Genomic DNA, 21,052 nt, shown 5'->3' with positions numbered 1-21,052 from the left:
GTGTTCTTCTCCTCTCATGATCGTGAATGGGGACGAAGACAGCGAACTCGAATGCGGTGCCGGGGGAAACCCCCTTTCGGCCTTGTTCGACGTTGTTTTTCGGCAGAACGGGTACATAGACTTGACGCGTGTGTAGCGATTGACCGCGCAAGCCTGCAAATTGCGATGCTTGACGATACCCAGTACCCCGGCCAATCTCCTTTCCAATGAAGGGGCTTCGCAAACTCTTTGCATTGACCGTGTGCCTGGGCTTCGCGCTAGCCGCACAGTCCTCCGCGCAAGACCCGCCTGAACCTGTTCAACCGCCGCCGCATACCCAGCCCTGGCCGATGCTGGGGACTGGCAACACTCAAGGTGACCGCGTGCGCAGCCTTTCCATGGGGCCGGAGATGCAGCGCGGCATCTCGCCCAAGGATATGTTGCGCGAAAGTCGGCGCCTTGACGAAGCGCTTGACATGCTCGCGCCGCAGCGTCCGGGAACGGTGGATGCTTATGTTGTGAGTATCGCGCTCGACAGCGACCCCGTTTTCGCGCGGGAGGCGCGGGAGGCGGGACGTGTCTTGGGCAGGCGCTATAACGCACAAGATCGTACCATAGTGCTCGCCGGACCTGATGGCCGCAGTACGGGGCTGCCCAAAGGGTCTATCACCAGCTTGATGGTGGCTCTCGCCAGCGTCGCCGAGAAGATGGATCATACCGAGGACGTGCTGGTACTCTACACCACCAGCCACGGCCTGCCGCAGGGACTGGCCTATCATTATGGCGACACTGGCTATGGCATCCTGTCGCCTCACCGTCTGCGCGATACTTTGCGTGATCTCGGCATCAGACGGCGTATTCTCATCCTGTCTGCCTGTTATTCGGGTGTGTTTGTTCCGTTTATTGCGTCACCTGACAGTGCGGTGCTCACTGCGGCACGCGCAGACAGGACCAGTTTCGGGTGCCTGGCGGAAAATGACTGGACCTTCTTTGGGGATGCCCTGATCAACAACGCGCTGCGCAAACCGCAAGGTCTCGAAGCCGCCGCGCAAGAGGCGCGAACAGCAATCGGGGAATGGGAAAGTGCGGCCAATGTTACACCTTCTCAGCCGCAGACATCGATCGGGCTGAATACTTCACAATGGCTCCCGCAGCTTGAAGCAAGCATACCGTCGCAGGCGACACGGCCAGTCGGGCGTCCTTCATTTGATCCATAGCATTCAGGATTGCGCGCGCCGTATATTGAGAATGCGCACCGGCTCGGCCAGCATCTGTCCCTTGAGGAAGCCTTCGCCCTTGTCGGGATCTACCGGCTGCGCCTGGATGTCGATCACGGTGTCCATGCCATCGACGACATAACCGAACACTGCAAAACCGGCATGGCGGCCCGGATCAAGATTGCTCGGATCAGCGTCCAGCCCGCGCTGGTCCTGGATCATGATTGAAAAATCGCCAGTCGCCGTTCCGGGCTCGAACCGGGCCATCGAAAGCGCACCATCGAGGTGGCTTAACCCTGTTTCGCTGGTCGGCTCGTGCGCAATCGGTGCCAGAATCCGATCCGGTCGGTTTTGAGTACCGCATTGCACGAAACCGCTTGGAATTTCCCGACCCTCGACCTGCATCGCGCGGTAGCAGCGGGTGTCCTTGAATCTGCCTTCGTCGATGTAGCGCAGGAAGTTGGCGGCAGTTATCGGGGCCCGCTCGGTTTCCAGTGCGACGATGATTTCGCCCAGGGTCGTCTCGATGACGACATTGACGGTCTCATATACCTTCGGGGGGACACCCGGTGTGGTCGCCGCCCGCTGGCTCACCTCGAATTTCATAAGCAGGTTTCGCTGAGTTTCACTGAAGTTGTTGTCGGAGACTATGTAGAGGAACGTCTTTCCGCCTTCCTCTTGCACCGCAAGCCCTTCAAACTTGTCGATGGTCAGCGGAGGGGCCCAGCTAGCAAGAACCTCGCTTTTGCCTTCGGGGTCGATCGCGAGAATTGCGACAGCTGCATTCTCTCTGCTGTTGCTGCGGTAAAGGATGTAACACACACCATTGCTGGCGCAATCCGTTCCCGTCGCCGCTCCGCCCACTTCATCCAGCGGAGCAGGGGCAGGTGGCGCGGGAACCTGGGCGGTCAGGCCGAAGCTGGCGATCTGCGGGTCCGCATTTAGGGAGGCATAGAGCAACGGAGGTTGCTCGCCTTCAAAACTGACCAGCCATTCGCCGCTGGCAGTGCGCGAAATCGATGAGGCGCGGCCTTCTGCCTTGCCTTCCAGCTTCTTGCCACGGGGATCGCGCAGCGAGCCCATTTCGATTTCTATCACGTCGGTGATCTGATCGCGAAAATAGGTTGGCGTAAGGATCAGCCATTGACCCGTGGTTGTTACCGCAAATAGCTGGCCATCCGCGAAAGAAAGGCCGGTCATACCACCGATGCCTTCCTCACCCGGCTCGATCATCACTCCGCCGCGATAGATCAGTTCGCCGATCTGGGTTTGATCGCCATCGGAGGGATTGAGCGGAACCTGCTCTGTGAACGGCATGAATGGGGCGTCTTGTGCCAGCGCTGTAGCGCCTAACGAGAAGTTGAGGAGCAGTGGCAGGATTGTCTTCCAGGTCATTCGTCCATCGTGAAATGTCGTTGGCAGAGAAGCAAGTGTGTTTGCCTATCATTCATTCGCGAATAATGTTTACATTCGTAATCGCATTGACTACAGGCGTAATCGAAAGCGCATTGAGGAGGGACGATTGACCACTTCAGACAATCCCGCACCAGAGCGTATCAGCGAGGCCGAATACGCGGTCATGGAGGTCTTGTGGCAGAAATCCCCTGCGACGGCTTTCGATGTGAGCAACGCGATCGCGTTTGACCGAGGATGGAGCCTGGCGACGGTCAAGACACTGCTTGGCCGCCTCGTTCAGAAAGGTGCGATCGCGACCCGTCCGGATGGTAGGCGGTATCTCTACAGCCCTCTGATCGAACGCGCGGACTACGTCGGCGGGGAATCGCGTCGCCTGGTTGATCGCCTGTTCGGTGGAAGCGCCGCAGGTCTGTTTGCGCATCTGGCTGAGCAGGAAGCATTGACCGAAGACGACCTGGCCAAGATCGAGTCCCTCTTGAAGGAGCTTAAGCCATGATCGACTGGCTTTATGACACCTTGCTCTGGACTGGCGTCATGATCGCCCTGGTGCTTGTCGTGCGCCGTCCCGTCGTGAGACTTTTTGGTGCCAAGGTTGCTTATTCGCTCTGGGCGCTTCCCTTCGTTCGGCTGATTTTGCCCCCTGTGGTAATGCCGGCCTCCCTGGCCCCCGAAATCAGTGAGGTGTCGCGATCGGGAGAGCAAGTGCCGATCATCGAACCAGCACTGACTGACCCGATCGCGAGCGGTTATCTGGCTACAGTGCCCCAGCAGGGTCTTTCTGCAGATTTACTGATTGATCCGGCTATGCTGACCGCTGTTACGGTCGCGCTCTGGCTCGGCGGGGCCGCAGTCTTTCTTGCTCTGCGCTTTAGAGGGTATTGGAGAATGCGGGATGCTATGTTCCGCGATGCCCGCGAAGCGGGCCGGGTAGGGCGCGTGCGGCTGATCGAAACGCCTGCGGCAACCGCGCCCTTGGCATTTGGTGCGCGCGACAAGGTAGTCGCTATGCCTCCCGGGTTTCTTGCGATGTATGACCGCGAGGCGCGCGACCTGGCGGTGGCGCATGAACTCGCGCACCACCAAGGCCGTGATTTGCTCGTGAACATGATCATGCAGCCTCTGTTCGCACTTCACTGGTTCAATCCGCTCGCCCATTTCGGGTGGCAGGCGCTGCGCCGCGATCAGGAAGCCGCCTGCGATGCGCGCGTGGTTGAGCGCCAGCCTGAAGCCAGACGTGCCGAGTACGCCCGCGTTATCGCGAGTTTTGCCGCTGGTCCCAATGTCGCGCTCGCTGCTCCCATGGCGTGCCCGATTCTGGGCGAAAAAAGCATAATCGAGAGATTGAGGAGTCTGAAAATGAGCCAACTTTCAACGCGCCGCCAGACAGCGGGCCGCGCACTGCTTGTTGCGGCACTGGTCGCAGTGCCGCTCACAGCAACGGTGTCCTACGCGGAAGGTCAAAGTGTCGAGGAAATGTTTGCTGATGACGTGAACACTCCTCCAACTCCTCCTGTACCGCCAACACCGCCCGCCAATCCGGAGGCACCGCTTCCGCCCGAGCCGCCGACGCCGCCAGATATCGATGTGGACGTGGATATCGAAGGTGAAGGGACAGTCCATCGTGTGGTCACCATCACTCGCGCGGATGACGGTTCGGTCAAACGCGAAGATAATGTGTTTGTCTGGAATGGGGGTGAGGGCCTCAATGGAAAGGAGCGCCGCGAGATCGAAATCGAAATGCGAGAGGCGCGTAAGGAAGCCAACGCTGCCCGCGCGGAAGCAGGTCGCGAGATGCGTATCGCGCTGGCTGAATCGGCGAATGCCCGCGCCAAGGCCGGGCAAGCCCTCAAAGAGGTCAAGCTCGAGCTCGAAAGCGAACAGGGTGGCCGCACCGTCGTGAAGATGAAGTGCAAGGGCGACGACATTACTGCGCAGGAGACCCGTGAGGACGGCACCAACGTGGTAATGATCTGCAAGAGCAAGGTGATGGCAGAGGCGCTCGCCGGACTGAAGGAAGCCCGCGCCGAGATCGCGAAGGATTCCGAAATGGATGCAGAAACCCGCGCCGAAGTCCTGCGGTCCCTCGACGAGCAGATCAGGAATTGGAACAAGCGCGGCTAGCGGCTTTCACGCTCTTTATCTCTGAATTTGTTCCAGACCCGGCGGCGGGGGCGGTTCCAGGGCCTGCGCCGGATTCCTTTGCGGGTTCATCAGGAATTCAGTTCATCGCTCACAGAAAACGTTTCATCGCAAAACGATGGAGGTTGAAATGAGCTCAGACCGCTCACCTGGAATGAAACTGCTCTTTGCCGCACTGGTGGGGGCGGCACTGATCGTCCCGCTCTTGATGGTCTACGCGTTGGTGTCTGACAGACAGCATCAGGCGCGCGTGGCGCAAGATTCGATTGCGGCGGGCTGGGCGGGACCACAGGTCGTAACCGGACCTGTGCTTGTGATCCCATATCGCGATGAGGCGGTTTCGACTGAAGTGGTCGACGGCAAGTCGGTGACGCGCACGGTCGAGGTCCGCAAGAACCTGTACCTCAGCGCAGATCGGCAGGATATCGAGACCGATCTCGGTCCGGAAATCAAACGGCGCGCGATCTATGAAACGGTGACCTATCTCGCCGAGGTCGCCGGCACGGCGCGATATGCCTTACCTGATGATCTTGAGCGCTTCGGAGTGAAGCGTACGCAGATGTTGCTCGATCAGGTTGAACTGCGGCTTGGTGTGTCAGATCCCAGAGGTCTGCAAACTGACTCGCGCATATCAGTTTCAGGCAAACCCCTGCCGCTCAAGCCTGGCAAAGGGCCCGGCGCGACCCAGGGCTCGGGTGTCCACGCGTATCATGACTGGTCGTCCGCCGAACCGATCAAGGTTCAATGGAGCTATACGCTGCGAGGCAGCCGGTCGTTCAGCGTCGTGCCGAGCGGTGAAGCGACAAACTGGACCGCGCGTTCAGACTGGCCGCATCCCAGCTTCACCGGAAGCTTCCTGCCCGGCGAAGATGATCGCACACTTGGCGAAGATGGGTTTGAAGCCAGCTGGTCGATCTCCAATTTAGCGCTAGGGGAATCGTCGATAAGCCGCGAAGACAGCCAGCCTGCGCTGGTTGCTGACCCGCGCTTTGGTACCGAGCTGGGCTATACGGTGGTGGACGATGGCAGCGCGATTGCGACCATTGGTCTGATCGAACCGGTTGACCTTTACAGCCAAGTGGATCGCGCGGTGAAATATGGCTTCCTTTTTATCGGCTTCACCTTCCTCGTTTTCTTCATGTTCGACGTGGTCGCAGGGGCAAGAGTGGCAACAGCTGAGTATTTGTTGACCGGCGCGGGACTGGTGCTGTTCTTTGTCATGCTGCTGGCATTTGCAGAAGTGATCGGCTTTGCCTTGGCATATCTGGTGGCAAGCGGTGCGATCATCGGCCTGCTGACGGCTTACAGCGCTGCGGTGCTGGGGAGCTGGCAGCGGGCAGGTGTAGTCGGAGCCGTACTCGTCGGTCTTTATGCATTGCTTTATGTCTTGCTCAACCTTGAAGCATGGTCGCTGATGATCGGCTCGCTGCTGCTGTTCTTCGCACTTGCAGGTGTGATGTACGCGACCCGCCAGGTAGATTGGTCCGGGGTCGTTAGGACACCTGGTTCGGCGAAAATCAACGAAGACGAGCTGTCACAACCCTGACGTGTTGCGCTGGGCCGAGTGCCGCTTGTGTTACACAAATGGCGCTCGGCCCACCATCTCAAGCCAACCTTAGTCCTGATCCCTTGAAAGCTCCTGCACGTCGTCTCCATCTATCTTGATCTGAACGAACGCGGGGCGCGCGGGATAGGGACAGCCCTTGGCCTCACCAAGGCCCTTGAGATAAGCGCGACGGCTCATCCCCGCCAGGATCGCAGCTTCAAGACGACGCTCCTCAGGTGCAGCGCCGGTCACTTCTCGCAAGATCCCGCGAAACGGAACAAATGATCCAACCACACGCTTTGCGATACTGCCTTCGCTGAACGGGTCGGTTTCCTCGTTTGACAAGTCGAAATCAGCTCCAAGGACGGCGGTGAGGTCTTCGATCGCGTAGTTCAGCTCCTTGCAGCTGGCCTCACTCATCGAGTCGTAGGGATTCTTTGCCGCTGTCTGCAAAACCTCCGGTATCTGGTCGCGGTCTAGATTCAGGTCGTCGACCGGCGTCATGACGACATCCTCGACATCGGGCTCTTTCCCGCGAACCACTCTCGCATCTTCATTGTCTTGCGCGGCGAGTGAAACAGGCATGCCGGCGAGCGCAAGCGCGCTGATTAGGCCAAACGACCTAGCGAAAATCGAAAAAGCGGTCGCAAACGCTGTCATCTGCATTCTCCAATCCCAGACGAAGCGCTTCCATGCGCTGGCGCGAAGTGCCGTGGGTGAAATTCTCAGGATTGATCCGTTGTCCAGCGTTCCGCATGAGCGTGTCATCACCAATCGCGCTGGCGGCTGTCAGACCCTCTTGCATGTCGCCAGGTTCAACCAAATTGCGGTTCTTGCCTGCCCAGACCCCGGCATAGCAGTCGGCCTGCAACTCCATCCGAACCTGCAACTGGTTGGCTTGGCTCGGGTTACGCGCCTGGAGCGAACGGACCTGCGATGCGAGGCCAGTCAAATTCTGAATATGATGCCCGTATTCATGCGCTATGACGTAATAACGAGCGAAGTCGCCTCCTGCTCCCATGCGCCGCGCCATCTCGTCGTAAAAGCTGGTGTCGATGTATATGCCCATATCGGCGGGGCAGTAAAAGGGCCCCGCAGCCGAACTTGCGCTGCCACATCCTTCGGTCGAGACCGCACCGCTGTAGAGCGTCAGCACCGGGTCCTTGAACGCGATACCGGCTCGCTGAAACTCCGGACGCCATGTGTTGTTGAGTGAATTGAGCGCGTTGCAGGCCTCGCGCGAATAGGGGCCGCTTTCGCACACCTGCTCTTCCGACATACTCGCTTGCTGCTGCTGCAGCGGTCCCTGCTGCTGCGCGCCTTCAATCATGCCGATAGTTTGCAGCGGGTCTGCGCCGAATACGAAGTATGCGATCGCAGCGATAATAATGGCGCCGCAACCGATTCCGCCGCCTCTGCCGCCAGGCATCCCCCTGCGTCCACCTGAGCGCACTTGGATGTTGCTGGTCTCATACTTGCCGAGGCGCATTACTATCTCCCTATTACCAACCGATAATTCCAGCCAATTCCCTGTTTGGGCTGGACATGATGGGAAGCGCAAGCAAAAGCTGCACAATTCTTTTCATCTACAGGAGTAGCGCATGGGCCTCGAGGGAAAGCGAGCACTGGTGACTGGGTCGACCTCAGGCATTGGACTTGCGATTGCGCGGGCGCTCCATGCTGAAGGCGCGCAGGTGGTTCTTAACGGTTTTGGCGATGAGGCTGAAATTGCAGCACTATGCGAAGAGCTTGATGCGGTTCACTCTGCTGCCAATCTGCTCGATCTGGCAGAAATAGAAGCGATGATGGCGGAAGCCGGGCCGCTTGATATTCTTGTCAATAATGCCGGGATGCAATTTGTTTCTCCGGTCGAGGATTTCCCGCCCGAGAAATGGGAGGCCATCATTGGTCTCAATCTGACCGCACCCTTTCATACGACGCGCCTCGCGGTTCCTGCGATGAAACAAAAGGGCTGGGGGCGCATTATCAACACCGCTTCCGCCCATTCGCTCACTGCATCACCTTTCAAGAGCGCCTATAACGCCAGCAAGCACGGCATAGCTGGCTTTACCAAGACCATTGCGCTGGAATTGGCACAAACGGGGGTTACTGCCAACTGTATCAGCCCGGGTTACGTCTGGACGTCTTTGATCGAAGGGCAGATCCCTGACACGATGAAAGCGCGCGGGCTCACCCGTGAGCAAGTCATCAACGATGTCCTGCTGGCGAAGCAGCCAACCAAGAAATTCGTGCAACCGGAAGAGATCGGTGCCCTCGCTGTGTTCCTGTGCAGGCAAGAAGCGGGCAATGTCACGGGTGCGAACTGGAGTATCGACGGCGGATGGACAGCCGAATAGGCCCTCGGCCTGCCACTCGGGTGGTATGGAGCGCGATTCAGATTGGAATTGCAACGCTGCTGGCGCTCGGGCTCGCTGGCTGCGCAAGCGTGCCTCGAACCGGCAGCAACGAGCTTGCCGAGATCGAGCAGGCAATGTCCTCTCACATCAGGGTGCTTGCTTCCGATGAGTTCGGTGGTCGCAGGCCTGGTACTGACGGCGAGCAACGGACCTTGTCCTATTTGCGGAGCGAATTCGAAGCGATCGGCCTTGAGTCCGGCACGAATGATCCAGCCAATCCGTGGCTTGCCCCAGTGGAGCTCGTTCGCACCGCAGCGACAGACAACCGGATTGAGTTTGTAAAGGATGGCAAGCGGATCGCGCTGCGTTCTGATGAGGCTTTTGCTACCACCAATCTGAGGCGAAGCCTGCTTGATTACGCGCCGCTGCTGTTCGCTGGGCAAAGCGTCGGTGTTCGCGCACCCGACGAGCTGGTTGGACAGGTCGTTGTGCTGCTGGGGGCAGACGCGAAGGTCGCTCGCGAAAGAGAGGCCGCGTTTGATGCGGGCGCTGCTGCAGTGATGCAGTTGGTTGACGGACCCGAGATAGTGTCGATGATCCGTGATACGCGCAGCACTGAACGCTTCCGTCTGGCGGAGGAAACACGTGACGAATTGACCGTTTACGTGACTGAAGAGGCGTTTGCCCGGATTGTTGGCGACGTGTTCTTTGCAGCTTTGGCGGCCGTTACCACAGCCGACGAGGCTTTTGTTGGCCAGCAACTTGACATTACTGCTCGGATCGAAGCGAATTCGCAGGCGCGCAGCATCCGGTCGAACAATCTGATTGCCAAGCTACCCGGAACAAAGCCGCGCAGCGGAGCGATAGTGCTGATGGGGCATTGGGATCATTTTGGCCAATGCGGACAAAGTGGCATCGAGGCAGCTGATAGCCTGTGCAATGGAGCGGTTGATAATGCGTCGGGCCTCGCATTGATGATAGAGCTGGCCAAACGCCTGAAGGCGGGCGGCCCTTATGATCGCGATATCTATTTTCTCGCGACAACGGCAGAGGAATGGGGACTGCTCGGTGCAAAGGCCTTCTTGGCTGAACCCCCTCTCCCGCTCGACGAAATCGTCATGACTTTCAATTTTGACAGTGTCGCCATCGCTCCTCGGGGCACGCGGGTGGCGTTTGTCGGACAGGGATACACTGACATTGACGACAGAGTGCTCGACGCCATCGCGCGCAGCGGTCGCGAACTGGGATCGCAGATTACAGCGGACTCGTTTCTTCAGCGTCAGGATAGCTGGGCATTTCTCGAAGCGGGGGTTCCCGCTCTGGCGTTGACCAGTGGCCTCGGCGAGGAAACGCTACTCGGGCGGTTTCTTGAAGAGCGTTATCATCAGGCGAGCGACAATCCAGACGAGCTTACGCTTGGCGGCGCAGCCGAAGACCTCCTGCTGCATGAGGACCTTATCGCTGAGCTTGCCAGTGTCGCACTTTATCCCGGGCCTGCAGAATAGTTCACACTGCCCACTAGCACCTGTCACTCAGTGTCGTTACATGGGCCGCCACGAATCTCGGCGCCGGTAATTGCGAGTCGGTGCCAACAGACACAGGAAGTGGCACCTATGGATATCCCCCTCGGCCTGACCTTTGACGACGTCTTGCTCCGTCCGGCCGAAAGCGATGTGCTTCCAAGCATGGCCAACACCGCGACCCGGCTGACCAAGGAAATCGCGCTCAACATTCCCGTCCTTTCAGCGGCGATGGATACCGTCACAGAGGCAGACATGGCGATCGTCATGGCGCAGCTCGGTGGGATTGGCGTGCTGCACCGAAACCTGGATATTGAGGAGCAAGCCGCGGCAGTTCGCGCGGTCAAACGCTTCGAAAGCGGTATGGTCGTCAATCCGATCACGATCCACCCCGAAGCGACGCTTGGCGAAGCGCAGGCAATGATGACGCAGAACCGCATCAGCGGCATTCCCGTTACAGATCGGGACGGTAAGCTGGTCGGCATCCTCACCAATCGCGATGTGCGTTTTGCGGAGAACCCCAATCAGCCCGTGCGCGAACTGATGACGACTGAGAACCTCGCGACGGTTCCGCTTGGAACCGGTCAGGAAGAAGCACGCCGCTTGCTCCATCAAAGGCGGATCGAGAAGCTGTTGGTGGTGGATGACAACCAGCATTGCGTCGGCCTCATCACAGTCAAGGATATCGAAAAAGCGGTAACCTATCCGGATGCGACGAAGGATGCGGCTGGCCGCTTGCGGGTCGCTGCCGCAACCACCGTTGGTGACAAGGGGTTCGAACGCACTGAGGCACTGATCGATGCCGAGTGTGACGTGGTTATCATCGACACCGCGCACGGTCACAACAAGGACGTGGCGCGTTCGGTTGAGCGTGTGAAGAAGCTCTCCAACACGGTTCAGGTGGTGGCTGGCAATGTTGCCACCGCAGAAGCCACACGCGCGCTGATTGACGCGGGCGCTGACGCGATCAAGGTCGGGATCGGACCCGGTTCGATCTGCACCACCCGTGTCGTTGCGGGGGTAGGCGTGCCGCAGCTGACAGCAATCATGGAAAGCGCGGAAGAAGCCGACAAATCCGGTGTGCCGGTGATCGGCGATGGCGGTCTGCGCACCTCTGGCGATGCAGCCAAGGCGCTCGCAGCAGGTGCATCCTCGGTCATGATCGGATCGATGCTGGCCGGTACGGCGGAGAGCCCGGGCGAGACGTTTCTTTACCAGGGGCGCAGTTACAAGGCCTATCGCGGGATGGGCAGTGTTGGCGCCATGGCGCGCGGCAGTGCAGACCGGTACTTCCAGCAGGACGTCTCTGCGATGAAGCTCGTTCCTGAAGGGATCGAAGGCCAGGTACCGTTCAAAGGGCCTGCGGCAGATGTCGTTCACCAGCTCGTTGGCGGGATCAAGGCGGCGATGGGCTACACCGGTTCGGCCACGATCAAGGACCTGCGGGAACGCGCGCAATTCGTGCGGATTACCAACGCTGGCCTCTCCGAAAGCCATGTGCATGATGTTGCCATCACCCGCGAGGCGCCGAATTATCCGACACGGTAAGAGCAAAGGGGCGAGGGCATGACTCCCGCCGCACGGGTTCAAGCCGCTATCGAGATCCTTGATCAGATCATCGACGGTGCCAAGCGCGAAGGTGCGCCTGCGGACCGTTTGATCGCCGCCTATTTCAAAGTGCGGCGCTATGCCGGTTCAAAGGACCGGCGCGCTGTGCGCGAGCTGGTCTATTCCGCCATTCGCGCTTGTGGCGAGGTTCCCGACAGTGGCCGGGCAGCAATGCTGCGCCTTGCCGCGTTGGATGGCTCGCTCAAGACGCTATTCGATGGATCTGCGCACGCGCCTGCGGAGATCGACTCCAGTGAGAAGCCCGCACAGGGCGGTCATGCTCCGGCGTGGTTGCTCGAACGCCTGACGGCATCGGGGTTGAACGAACAAGAAATTGCGGCCCTGATGGAACGCGCTCCGCTCGATATCCGGGTGAATGCCAAGAAAACCCAGAACGGCAGCGTAAAATTGCCGGTTGAAGGCGAATGGCTCACCATACCAAGGGCGAGACGTCTGCCCGCAGGCACGCCAATCGAGCAATGGAATGCGTACAAAGACGGGCTGATTGAAGTGCAGGATCTCGGCAGCCAGCTAATCTGCCTCATGGCGCAGGCCTACGCGACCTCGCTGACAATCGATCTGTGTGCAGGGGCAGGGGGCAAGACACTCGGCCTCGCCGCAAATTTGCAGGATCACGGCAAGATTATTGCCTCTGACACCGACCGCGCCCGCCTCTCACGGTTAACGCCGCGAGCAGAACGCGCAGGCGTTGCTGACAGGATTGAGACCCGGCTGCTTGATCCCGGTAAGGAACTGGAGGCGCTCGATGACCTTAAAGGTCAGGCTGATTTCGTCTTGGTCGACGCGCCATGTTCGGGAACGGGCACGTGGCGACGCAAACCCGAAGCCAAGTGGCGCCTGACGCCCGAGCGGCTCGACAAATTCACTGAGACGCAGGACTATCTGCTTGACCTGGCTTCGCAATTAACCCGGCCAGGTGGAGCAATCGCCTTCGTTTCCTGTTCCTTGCTCGATGCCGAAGGTAAGGACCGGGTCGATGCATTTCTTGCTCGGCATCCAGACTGGAACGCTGAACCATATCTGCAATACCCGTTAGGGCGACCGCACGGATCAGGAACGCGGCTCACCCCGTATCACGACGGAACGGACGGCTTTTTTGTCGCCATGCTGGGTTCATCATGATAGCCCTATCGATTATGGCATTGCCAATCACACACGGGCAATCATGAGTGGACTGAGAGCCCTACCGGAGATGTTCATGCGTTTTGCGCCCGCTGCTGCCGCCTTGTCCCTTATGCTCGCTGTAACAGCAAGCGTGACCAATGCTGATGACAGGCAGGCCGCCCCTCGTGCGGCGCAGTTGATCGCGGAAGGCGATGCTGCGCTAAAGGCTGGCGATGCACAGACTGCAATTGATGCCTTTGAAGCGGCTTTAGTGGTCGATCCTGCTCACACGCCCGTTTTCCTCAAATTGGCGGAGGCTGCGCGGCTTGAAGGGCTGCAGGGCAAGGCAATCCGCTATTACCGCGAAACCCTCGACCGGGACCCGGACAATTTTGCGGCAATCGCCGGCGAAGGGCTGGCGCTGGTCGAAAAGGGCGCATTGGAGAAAGCCAAGCGCAACCTTACCAAGCTGGAGAGCCTGTGCGGCTCGGGCTGTCGCGAAACGCAGGACCTCAAACTCAGCATCGCCTCGGGTAGCCAGACAAGGATGGCAGCGGAAACGACCGCCAAGGAAAGCTCACCTACTCCCAACTGATGGTAACGTCGTAGCGGGCGGGCGCTAGAGATAGAGCAGCTCCCGAAACTCCTCGAGAACCGCGCGGTAAACGTGCCGTTTGAACGGCACGATAAGTTCGGGCAGGTCTACAGGATTGGCCCATTGCCAGGCGGCAAATTCAGGTGGATGATGCGCCGTGATATCAATGTCCTCGTCGCGTCCTTCATATCGACCGAGAAACCAGAATTGCTCCTGCCCGCGATATTTCCCTCCCCACAGCTTGCCCATCAATTCTGACGGCAGGTCGTAGCGCACCGGCTCTCGCATTCGCCTCAACACGGTGACGAGCGAAGGCCCTATGCCAGTTTCCTCGTAGAGTTCGCGCAAGGCGGCCTGTTCGTGGTCCTCACCGGGATCGATCCCGCCTTGCGGCATTTGCCAGGCCCCATTGTCCTTGGAATCGATCCGCTGGCCGACGAACACGCGCCTGTGCGCATTGATGAGCATGAAGCCGGCGCAGGGCCGGTATGCAGTAGGCAGTTCGGTCACGCGGTATTCTCCAGCATGAATTTCATCGCAGCAACCACGCGCTCAAGGTCCTTCTGCGCTCCGGCAATGGCTCCGCGCAGATTGGTGAAGCTGTGGGTTACACCTTTCAATTCCAGATGAACGTGATCGACGCCGGCAGAGGAAAGCGCTGCGGCATATTCCCGCCCTGAATCCCTGATCGGATCGAGACTTGCGGTCACAAGAACTGTAGGCGGTGTTGGCGACAAATCTCCCAGCATCGGCATCGCCCGAGGATTGCCGCGATCGGGTTTGTAACATTCGTCGAAGAATTCAACCGCGGCCTTGGTCAGAATGAAGCCTTCCGCGAACTCTTCGAGACTATGCGACACCATAGCGTCTGCGGCGAGAGGAAAGATCGGCACTTGCAGCAGGACGGGGACTTTTGACGGGTTGTTCTCGAGGCTCTGGCCAATAACGATGCATGCATTGCCGCCTGCGCTGTCGCCGACCAGAAGCAAGCCGGTGGCCGGCCTCCCCAGCTCAGGCGGTGAGCTGGCTACCCAGCGTGTCGCGGCTTCGCAATCCTCGATGGCTGCGGGGAAGGGCGCTTCCGGTGCGCGCCGGTAATCCACTGCGACCAGTGGCAAATCCATAAGCGCACAAAGCTCAGTGCAGAGCGCATGGTGCGTGTCGAGGTCGCCGATGACGAAGCCGCCACCATGATAGAATACCATGATCGGACCTGGCTCTCGCTCTTCCCTGGTGTCATAAAATCGCAAGGGTATTTGGCTTGCCGGACCCGGGCAAGAAAGGTCCTTGATAACCGCCAACTCGCGCGCTGGACGGTCCGCCATGCCGTGCAAAGCCTTGTAGCCTGCGCGCGCCTCCTCCAAAGACATCTCAGCTATCGTCGGACGCGGGCCCATGGCCGCCAATCCGTCCAAAAAAGCTTTGACGTCAGGTCGGATATACGGGGTGCGCTCTGTCATGAAACGGATCTCTCCTGGCAATTCACCTGCCTTCTAAAGCAGGCCTGTGGAGCTTTTGCACTCGACATTTGTGGCGCTAGGAGAAAAACTTCATTGCGGGAGAGGAAGCGCCACCATAATTGCGCTTTCTCAGATACCAGGCATCCAAGGCGGTGATGCCACAGGAAGGAATGAAAATGGCGACGAAAGTTGCGCAGCCGGGCAAAATTCCAACGACGAGCAAGCAGCCGGAAGCTGTCGTGGTACGGTTTGCCGGCGACAGCGGCGACGGAATGCAGCTGACCGGCGGGCAGTTTACCCTATCGACCGCGCTTGCGGGCAATGACCTCGCGACGTTCCCGGACTTCCCGGCGGAGATCCGCGCACCGCAAGGGACGCTGTTTGGCGTTTCGGCTTTCCAGATCAATTTCGGCAGCCGCGAGATCGACACCGCCGGCGATCAGCCCGATGTTCTGGTCGCGATGAACCCGGCGGCGCTCAAGGTGAACCTGCCCGCGCTCAATCCGGGTGGTCTTGTGATTGTGGACTCGGGAGAATTTACCAAGCGCAATCTCGAAAAGGCGAAGTACGAGAGCAATCCGCTCGAAGACGATACGCTTGCCAAGTACGATGTCCTGAAACTCGACATCAGCGCGATGACGATCGAAGCGGTCAAGGATTTCGGCCTTGGCAACAAGGACGCGCTGCGCTGCAAGAACATGTGGACACTCGGTCTTGCGCTGTGGATGTTCGACCGCCCTCGCAAACCGCTGCATGACTGGCTTAACAAGAAATTCGCGACCAAGCCCGACATTGCCAAGGCAAATATCGCGGCGCTTGATGCAGGCCATGCCTATGGCGAAACCGCAGAGCTCGCTGGGCCGCTCAAGCAGGTGCATCTTGACCCTACACCGACAGAGCCAGGCCTCTACCGCACCGTTACCGGTGCCGAGGCTATATCGCTCGGCCTGATTGCCGGAGCGCGCTTGCTGCGCCTGCCGATGTTCTTTGGCGGCTATCCGATCACGCCGGCTAGCGCGATCCTTCATCACCTCGCGAGGATGAAGGAATTCAACGTCACCACCTTTCAGGCGGAAGACGAGATTGCAGCGATTTGTGCGGCCATCGGCGCATCCTACGCTGGAAGCCTTGGTGTGACTTCGTCCTCTGGCCCCGGCATTGCCTTGAAGACCGAGGCAATGGGTCTTGCCATCATGACCGAACTGCCACTGGTGATCGTCAACTCGCAGCGGGGCGGCCCGTCGACAGGTCTCCCGACCAAGACCGAGCAAAGCGATCTTTATCAGGCGGTCTATGGCCGCAATGGCGATGCGCCGCTCCCGGTGATCGCCGCGCGCAGCCCGGCGGACGCGTTCGAGTGCGCGATCGAAGCATGCCGCATCGCGGTGCAGTACATGACGCCGGTAATGTTGCTGACGGATGGCTACATCGCCAATGCGTCAGAGCCGTGGAAGATACCTGATCCCGATGCGTTTGAGCGTTTCCCGGCGCAATTCCTCGAAGAAATGAACGGGACAGATGCAGACGGCAATCCGGTGCTTCTCCCATACAAGCGAGATGAAAGCGGCGCACGGCCATGGATCAAGCCGGGCACGAAGGGGCTGATGCACCGCATTGGCGGAATCGAGAAGGCCGTCGACACCGGCCATATCGACTATTCGCCAGCGAACCATTCCGCCATGACCAAGGCCCGCAAGGACAAGATCGGCAATATTCGAGTCAGCGACCAGCAGGTCGCGCTTGGCGAGAAGAGCGGCGAGCTCGCGATCGTGGGCTGGGGCAGCACTTATGGCCCGATCCATCAGGCGGTGCGCCGCGCGCGGGCCGAGGGCCTGGACGTGAGCCATATCCACGTGCGGCACATCTGGCCGCTGCCAGCGAACCTGGGCGAACTGCTGAAGAGCTATGACCAGGTGATCGTGCCGGAGATGAACACCGGCCAGTTCAAAACCGTGCTGCGCGACCAGTACCTCGTCGACGCTCAGCCATTGAACAAGACGAGCGGTCAGCCATTCACCATCAACGAGATCCTCGGCGTTATAAAGGGAGCGTTAGGGTGATGGCGACTGAGGAAATTCGTTTCACGGCAGAAGGTCACCGCCTGCAATCAGCGGTTGTTTTGCTGGGGGCATTGCTGGCTGGAGCGGGTGTTTTTCGAGTAACAGACAGTGTTCTGTTTGCCTCAACGGCTGCGGTGGCTACGGTTTTGGGCGTCAGCATTATCGGTGCGATCGTGATAGCGAAGTCCACCGCAAAGCTAGGCGCTAGCTGGCCGGATGTCGTTGAGTTCTACACTGAGACACCAATAGTGAAGTCGATTCTGCTTCCCCTCATTTTCGCCTCAGTAATTGCTGTGTATTCAACACTATTAGAAAACTCGTTCTTCCTAATTTTCGCCGCAGTCGCCGCGGCACTTCCAATTCACTTTGCCGTCCAAAAGTCGGCTGTCTTTATGAGAAATCGCCATGAACGCACCAGCCAAGATTGAAACCACGCTCAAGGACTGGGTCACGGACCAGGAAGTTCGTTGGTGCCCGGGTTGCGGGGACTACGCGATCCTGAAAGCCGTGCAGCGCACGCTGCCCGAACTCGGCGCGGACCCCTCAAACACCTGCTTCATCAGCGGGATCGGGTGCTCGAGCCGCTTCCCATATTACATTGAGAGCTACGGCTTCCACACGATCCACGGCCGCGCGCCTGCGGTGGCGACTGGCGTAAAGCTAGCCAATCCGGATTTGGACGTGTGGCTGGTGACCGGCGATGGAGACGGCCTGTCCATTGGCGGCAACCACATGATGCATGTCCTGCGCCGCAACGTGAACATGCAGATCATGCTGTTCAACAACGAGATATATGGCCTCACCAAGGGCCAGTACTCCCCCACGAGCCGAGAAGGTACACGCAGCCCGTCCACACCGGGCGGTTCGGTCGATCGTCCGGCACAGCCTTGCGCCTTCGCGCTTGGCGCAGGTGCGCGGTTTGTGGCGCGCGGGTTCGATGTATCGAAGAACCTGCCCGATGTGCTCAAAGCGGCCCATGCCCATGAAGGCGCAGCCTTCATCGAGATTTTCCAGAACTGCATCGTCTACAACAAGGACGTCTTCAACGACTTTGCCGCGCCCAAGGGTGCAGAAGACCAGCAGTTGTGGCTCGAGCACGGTGAGCCGATGCTTTTCGCCAGCGGTGCCAAGGGGTTGACGCTCAACCACGAGACGCTCTCGCTCGAAGTGGTGGATGTCGTCGATGGCGACTGGCAGGCTGCGGGCGTAATCGTGCACAATGTCACCAATCGTTCCATCGCGCATATGCTGGTGGAACTTCCCTTCGGGCCGTTCCCTATGGCGCTTGGCGTATTGTATGACGATCCGCGACCAACCTTCGAAAAGGTCGTGCAGGAAGAGCGCAACCGGGCCACCGAAGGCAAGGAGCCCAACCTTGCGCGTTTGCTAGCCAGCGGGCAGACCTGGACGGTGGAATAGACGACGCCGAATACCTCCATTACGGAGTTTTCAACCGTTCCCAAGCGGGACGAAAGGGCGGTGGCGGTGGCTATCGCCCTTTTCTTTTGCGGATCGAAGCCTATGAGTTAGAGAGATAATCGGGTTTGCTAATACAAACCTTTGTCAGCTCTAGCGCATTTGACTTAGGTGCGTTGAGCAACTTTATTTGGCTGATTGATCAGGGCGGCAACGGGGATCCATGGATAATCTTACCCATAGCCTGTTTGGCGCACTGATGGGGCAGATGGGCCTCAAAAAGAAGACCGGGCTTGCGATGCCCGCGCTCATCATTGGTGCCAATCTGCCTGATGTTGATGCCGCATGCTTTTTCTGGCTCGACGGTGTGGAACATCTAGGTTTCCGTCGTGGCATCACCCATGGACCCATCGCAATGCTGGTGCTGCCGCTCGTCCTTGCCGGCATTCTCTACTGGTTCGACAATTGGCAGACGAGCCGGGGTAGGCGGCCCAAAGGCAGATTGCCGGTCAATTTCAAGTGGCTCTACCTGCTTAGTCTGATTGGCTGCGTTTCCCATCCGGCACTCGATCTGCTGAACGTTTACGGCGTTCGTCTGCTGGAGCCCTTTTCCAGCCAGTGGTTCTATGGCGACACGCTGTTCATCATCGATGTGTGGCTGTGGATGCTGCTTGGCTTCGGTTTGTGGCATTCGCTGAACCACGAGAAAGAGAAGCTGAACTGGGAGCGTACCGGGCGCATCTGGATGTATCTCAGCCTCATCTACATCGGTTTCAACGGGGTGATTTCCACCAGCACGGCTTATGGCGGCTCGGCTGATCGCAGAGCCGATGAGGTGATATCCAGCCCGGTTGTCTTCTGGTTCTGGGAGCGGGAAATTATCTGGCGCGAGGGCCGGGTGTGGTGGTTTGCCAAGCACGATTTCGCCAACAATACTCGAGAGACGACAAGTGCTGTGCGAAGCCTCTGCTCGCGTTCGGCCATTGACAGGGCTGCCCAATCGACAAGCGAGGGCCGGGCCTACATGTTCTGGTCTCGGGCGCCTATCGCAGAGCGCGCCGCTGACGGCACTATCGTGATTCGCGATGCCCGTTTCTACGATCCGCGGGCGCGCGATCGGTTCGCCGTTTCAATCCCTGAATTGCAATGCGTTGATTTGGGCGAGGAACCGCGGGTGCGGTAACCTCGTTCACTCCCAATTAAAGGGAGTATGATGACCAAACCTCAAATCGTCTGGTTGCGCCGTGATCTTCGGATGGCTGATAACCCTGCGCTTTATCACGCGGCCAAGGCAGGGCCTGTCATTGCTGTCTATGTTCTTGATGATGAAGCGGCTGGGCATCATGCTTACGGCGGGGCATCGCGCGTATGGTTGCATCATGCGCTGGAGGATCTGCAGTCAAGTTTTGGCAGGCGTCACGCGAAGCTCATTCTGCGCCGTGGCGATTCAATGGAGCATCTCGCAAAGATATTTGCGGAAACAGAAGCGGAGGCCGTTCATGCAAACCGGCACTACGAGCCTTGGTGGCGCAAGCTCCAGGGGACCTTGGCAGAGCAGGTCAACCTCAAGCTCTATGACGCCAATTACTTACTGCCTCCAGGTGCGGTGACCACCGGGTCAGGTGGGGCCTACAAGATCTATACGCCGTTTTCGAAGGCAACGCTCGAGCAGCTTCCTCCGCGCGATGCCCTGCCAGAACCTGAGACATTATCATCCCCACAAAATTGGCCATCATCGGACAGTCTCGACCACTGGCAATTGCTTCCGACAGACCCTGACTGGGCGGAAGGGATTCGCAGCTATTGGAAATTCACAGAGCAGGCTGCCCATGAGCGCCTCGACTGGTGGGATGGTCATATCGATGACTATTCCGATGCTCGCAATTTTCCATCGGTCGACAAGACCTCGCGGCTTTCTCCCTATCTTCACTTCGGACAGATCAGCCCGGTGCAGATCTGGCACCATTTCAAGGCAAAACGCAGCCAGGGCTGGAAGGTGTTTGAGAAAGAACTGATTTGGCGTGATTATGCTCAGAACGCCATCTGCCAGTTTCCGGCCTATGCTTCCAAGAGCTATCGTGACGGATGGGATGATTTTCCCTGGCGCGATCCCGATTCTGAGGAGGAAGTGGCACGCGATCTCGAGGCATGGCAGAAAGGGCAGACGGGTTATCCAATCGTCGACGCCGGTATGCGCCAGCTGTGGCAGACTGGATGGATGCATAACCGGGTGCGGATGATCGCAGCGAGCTTTCTTATCAAGCATTTGCTGATCGACTGGCGACACGGCGAGAAATGGTTCTGGGACACCCTTGTTGATGCGGATCTCGCGAGCAACGCCACCAATTGGCAGTGGGTTGCCGGGACGGGTGTCGATTCGAACATGTTTGTGCGGATTATGGCTCCGCTTTCGCAAAGTGAGAAGTTTGACGCTGCGGCCTATATCCGGGAATTCGTTCCGGAACTGTCGGATCTCGATGAGCCCTACATCCACGATCCGCAACAGCATGGCTGCAAACCCAAGGACTATCCAGCCAAGCTGATCGGGCACCGGCAAGCGCGCGAACGAGCGCTCGATGCCTACAACGCGTGGAAGGGTTGATCAGGCAGAGCT

The 21,052-nt window shown here is 58.8% G+C and carries 19 protein-coding genes; 14 read left to right on the top strand and 5 right to left on the bottom strand.

Annotation, left to right across the window (positions count from 1 at the left end; genetic code table 11):
• Positions 1–206 precede the first annotated feature (206 nt).
• Positions 207–1,196 carry a C13 family peptidase gene (locus ACG9DO_RS11280; protein ID WP_394727956.1) on the top strand — a complete coding sequence of 330 codons (990 nt, stop codon included), beginning with the start codon at positions 207–209 and terminating at the stop codon, positions 1,194–1,196.
• A 3-nt stretch (positions 1,197–1,199) separates the two neighbouring features.
• Here the strand turns inward: ACG9DO_RS11280 and ACG9DO_RS11275 are convergent, their stop codons facing one another.
• Positions 1,200–2,591, bottom strand: coding sequence for a peptidylprolyl isomerase (locus ACG9DO_RS11275; protein WP_394727954.1), 1,392 nt, complete (start codon positions 2,589–2,591; stop codon positions 1,200–1,202).
• A gap of 127 nt (positions 2,592–2,718) precedes the next feature.
• Here ACG9DO_RS11275 and ACG9DO_RS11270 point away from each other — a divergent pair, with 127 nt between their 5' ends.
• The 3 genes from ACG9DO_RS11270 (at position 2,719) to creD (ending at position 6,297) form a co-directional block, all read left to right on the top strand.
• Complete coding sequence (locus ACG9DO_RS11270) at positions 2,719–3,108, top strand: BlaI/MecI/CopY family transcriptional regulator (RefSeq protein ID WP_394727952.1); 390 nt, start codon at positions 2,719–2,721, stop codon at positions 3,106–3,108.
• Positions 3,105–4,733, top strand: coding sequence for a M56 family metallopeptidase (locus ACG9DO_RS11265; RefSeq protein ID WP_394727950.1), 1,629 nt, complete (start codon positions 3,105–3,107; stop codon positions 4,731–4,733). The genes ACG9DO_RS11270 and ACG9DO_RS11265 overlap by 4 nt, the downstream gene beginning before the upstream one ends.
• A 148-nt stretch (positions 4,734–4,881) precedes the next feature.
• Positions 4,882–6,297: a cell envelope integrity protein CreD gene (gene creD / locus ACG9DO_RS11260; RefSeq protein WP_394727948.1), complete on the top strand. Its 1,416-nt coding sequence runs from the start codon at positions 4,882–4,884 to the stop codon at positions 6,295–6,297.
• Positions 6,298–6,366: 69 nt separating this feature from the next.
• Here the strand turns inward: creD and ACG9DO_RS11255 are convergent, their stop codons facing one another.
• Complete coding sequence (locus tag ACG9DO_RS11255; protein ID WP_394727946.1) at positions 6,367–6,882, bottom strand: hypothetical protein; 516 nt, start codon at positions 6,880–6,882, stop codon at positions 6,367–6,369.
• 37 nt (positions 6,883–6,919) lie between these two features.
• On the bottom strand, positions 6,920–7,786 hold the full coding sequence (locus ACG9DO_RS11250; RefSeq protein ID WP_394727944.1) for a neutral zinc metallopeptidase: 867 nt from the start codon (positions 7,784–7,786) through the stop codon (positions 6,920–6,922).
• A 112-nt stretch (positions 7,787–7,898) separates the two neighbouring features.
• Here ACG9DO_RS11250 and ACG9DO_RS11245 point away from each other — a divergent pair, with 112 nt between their 5' ends.
• From ACG9DO_RS11245 to ACG9DO_RS11225, 5 genes are all read left to right on the top strand, one after another.
• Positions 7,899–8,654: a 3-hydroxybutyrate dehydrogenase gene (locus ACG9DO_RS11245; RefSeq protein WP_394727942.1), complete on the top strand. Its 756-nt coding sequence runs from the start codon at positions 7,899–7,901 to the stop codon at positions 8,652–8,654.
• The gene (locus ACG9DO_RS11240) at positions 8,639–10,159 is read left to right on the top strand and encodes a M20/M25/M40 family metallo-hydrolase (protein ID WP_394727940.1); all 1,521 of its coding nucleotides are present in this window, start codon (positions 8,639–8,641) and stop codon (positions 10,157–10,159) included. The genes ACG9DO_RS11245 and ACG9DO_RS11240 overlap by 16 nt, the downstream gene beginning before the upstream one ends.
• A 108-nt stretch (positions 10,160–10,267) precedes the next feature.
• Positions 10,268–11,722 (top strand): IMP dehydrogenase, encoded by a 1,455-nt coding sequence (gene guaB / locus ACG9DO_RS11235; RefSeq protein ID WP_394727938.1) that lies wholly within the window; start codon positions 10,268–10,270, stop codon positions 11,720–11,722.
• Positions 11,723–11,740: 18 nt separating this feature from the next.
• Positions 11,741–12,925: an RsmB/NOP family class I SAM-dependent RNA methyltransferase gene (locus ACG9DO_RS11230; protein WP_394727936.1), complete on the top strand. Its 1,185-nt coding sequence runs from the start codon at positions 11,741–11,743 to the stop codon at positions 12,923–12,925.
• Between the two features lie 43 nt (positions 12,926–12,968).
• Positions 12,969–13,502 carry a tetratricopeptide repeat protein gene (locus ACG9DO_RS11225; protein WP_394727934.1) on the top strand — a complete coding sequence of 178 codons (534 nt, stop codon included), beginning with the start codon at positions 12,969–12,971 and terminating at the stop codon, positions 13,500–13,502.
• A gap of 24 nt (positions 13,503–13,526) precedes the next feature.
• Here ACG9DO_RS11225 and ACG9DO_RS11220 read toward each other — a convergent pair whose 3' ends face one another.
• Positions 13,527–14,012, bottom strand: coding sequence for an RNA pyrophosphohydrolase (locus ACG9DO_RS11220; RefSeq protein WP_394727932.1), 486 nt, complete (start codon positions 14,010–14,012; stop codon positions 13,527–13,529).
• Entirely contained in the window at positions 14,009–14,962 is a 954-nt protein-coding gene (locus tag ACG9DO_RS11215; protein ID WP_394727930.1) for an alpha/beta hydrolase, read from the bottom strand. Before ACG9DO_RS11215 ends, ACG9DO_RS11220 begins: the two co-directional genes overlap by 4 nt.
• Positions 14,963–15,138: 176 nt before the next feature.
• On the opposite strand from ACG9DO_RS11215, the gene ACG9DO_RS11210 reads away from it, so the two are divergent.
• The 5 genes from ACG9DO_RS11210 to ACG9DO_RS11190 all read left to right on the top strand — a co-directional run bounded on the left by ACG9DO_RS11210 (position 15,139) and on the right by ACG9DO_RS11190 (position 21,040).
• Entirely contained in the window at positions 15,139–17,022 is a 1,884-nt protein-coding gene (locus ACG9DO_RS11210) for a 2-oxoacid:acceptor oxidoreductase subunit alpha (protein WP_394727928.1), read from the top strand.
• Positions 17,022–17,450 carry a hypothetical protein gene (locus ACG9DO_RS11205; RefSeq protein ID WP_394727926.1) on the top strand — a complete coding sequence of 143 codons (429 nt, stop codon included), beginning with the start codon at positions 17,022–17,024 and terminating at the stop codon, positions 17,448–17,450. Before ACG9DO_RS11210 ends, ACG9DO_RS11205 begins: the two co-directional genes overlap by 1 nt.
• Positions 17,428–18,441 (top strand): 2-oxoacid:ferredoxin oxidoreductase subunit beta, encoded by a 1,014-nt coding sequence (locus tag ACG9DO_RS11200; protein ID WP_394727924.1) that lies wholly within the window; start codon positions 17,428–17,430, stop codon positions 18,439–18,441. Before ACG9DO_RS11205 ends, ACG9DO_RS11200 begins: the two co-directional genes overlap by 23 nt.
• 220 nt (positions 18,442–18,661) lie before the next feature.
• Complete coding sequence (locus ACG9DO_RS11195) at positions 18,662–19,621, top strand: metal-dependent hydrolase (RefSeq protein WP_394727922.1); 960 nt, start codon at positions 18,662–18,664, stop codon at positions 19,619–19,621.
• A 30-nt stretch (positions 19,622–19,651) separates the two neighbouring features.
• Positions 19,652–21,040 carry a cryptochrome/photolyase family protein gene (locus tag ACG9DO_RS11190; RefSeq protein ID WP_394731263.1) on the top strand — a complete coding sequence of 463 codons (1,389 nt, stop codon included), beginning with the start codon at positions 19,652–19,654 and terminating at the stop codon, positions 21,038–21,040.
• Positions 21,041–21,052 lie beyond the last annotated feature (12 nt).

It is taken from the genome of Altererythrobacter sp. GH1-8 (assembly GCF_043702085.1).
Taxonomy (GTDB): domain Bacteria; phylum Pseudomonadota; class Alphaproteobacteria; order Sphingomonadales; family Sphingomonadaceae; genus Erythrobacter.
The sequence above is the reverse complement of the archived record's forward strand: the minus strand, read 5'-3'. Positions and strand labels throughout refer to the sequence as shown.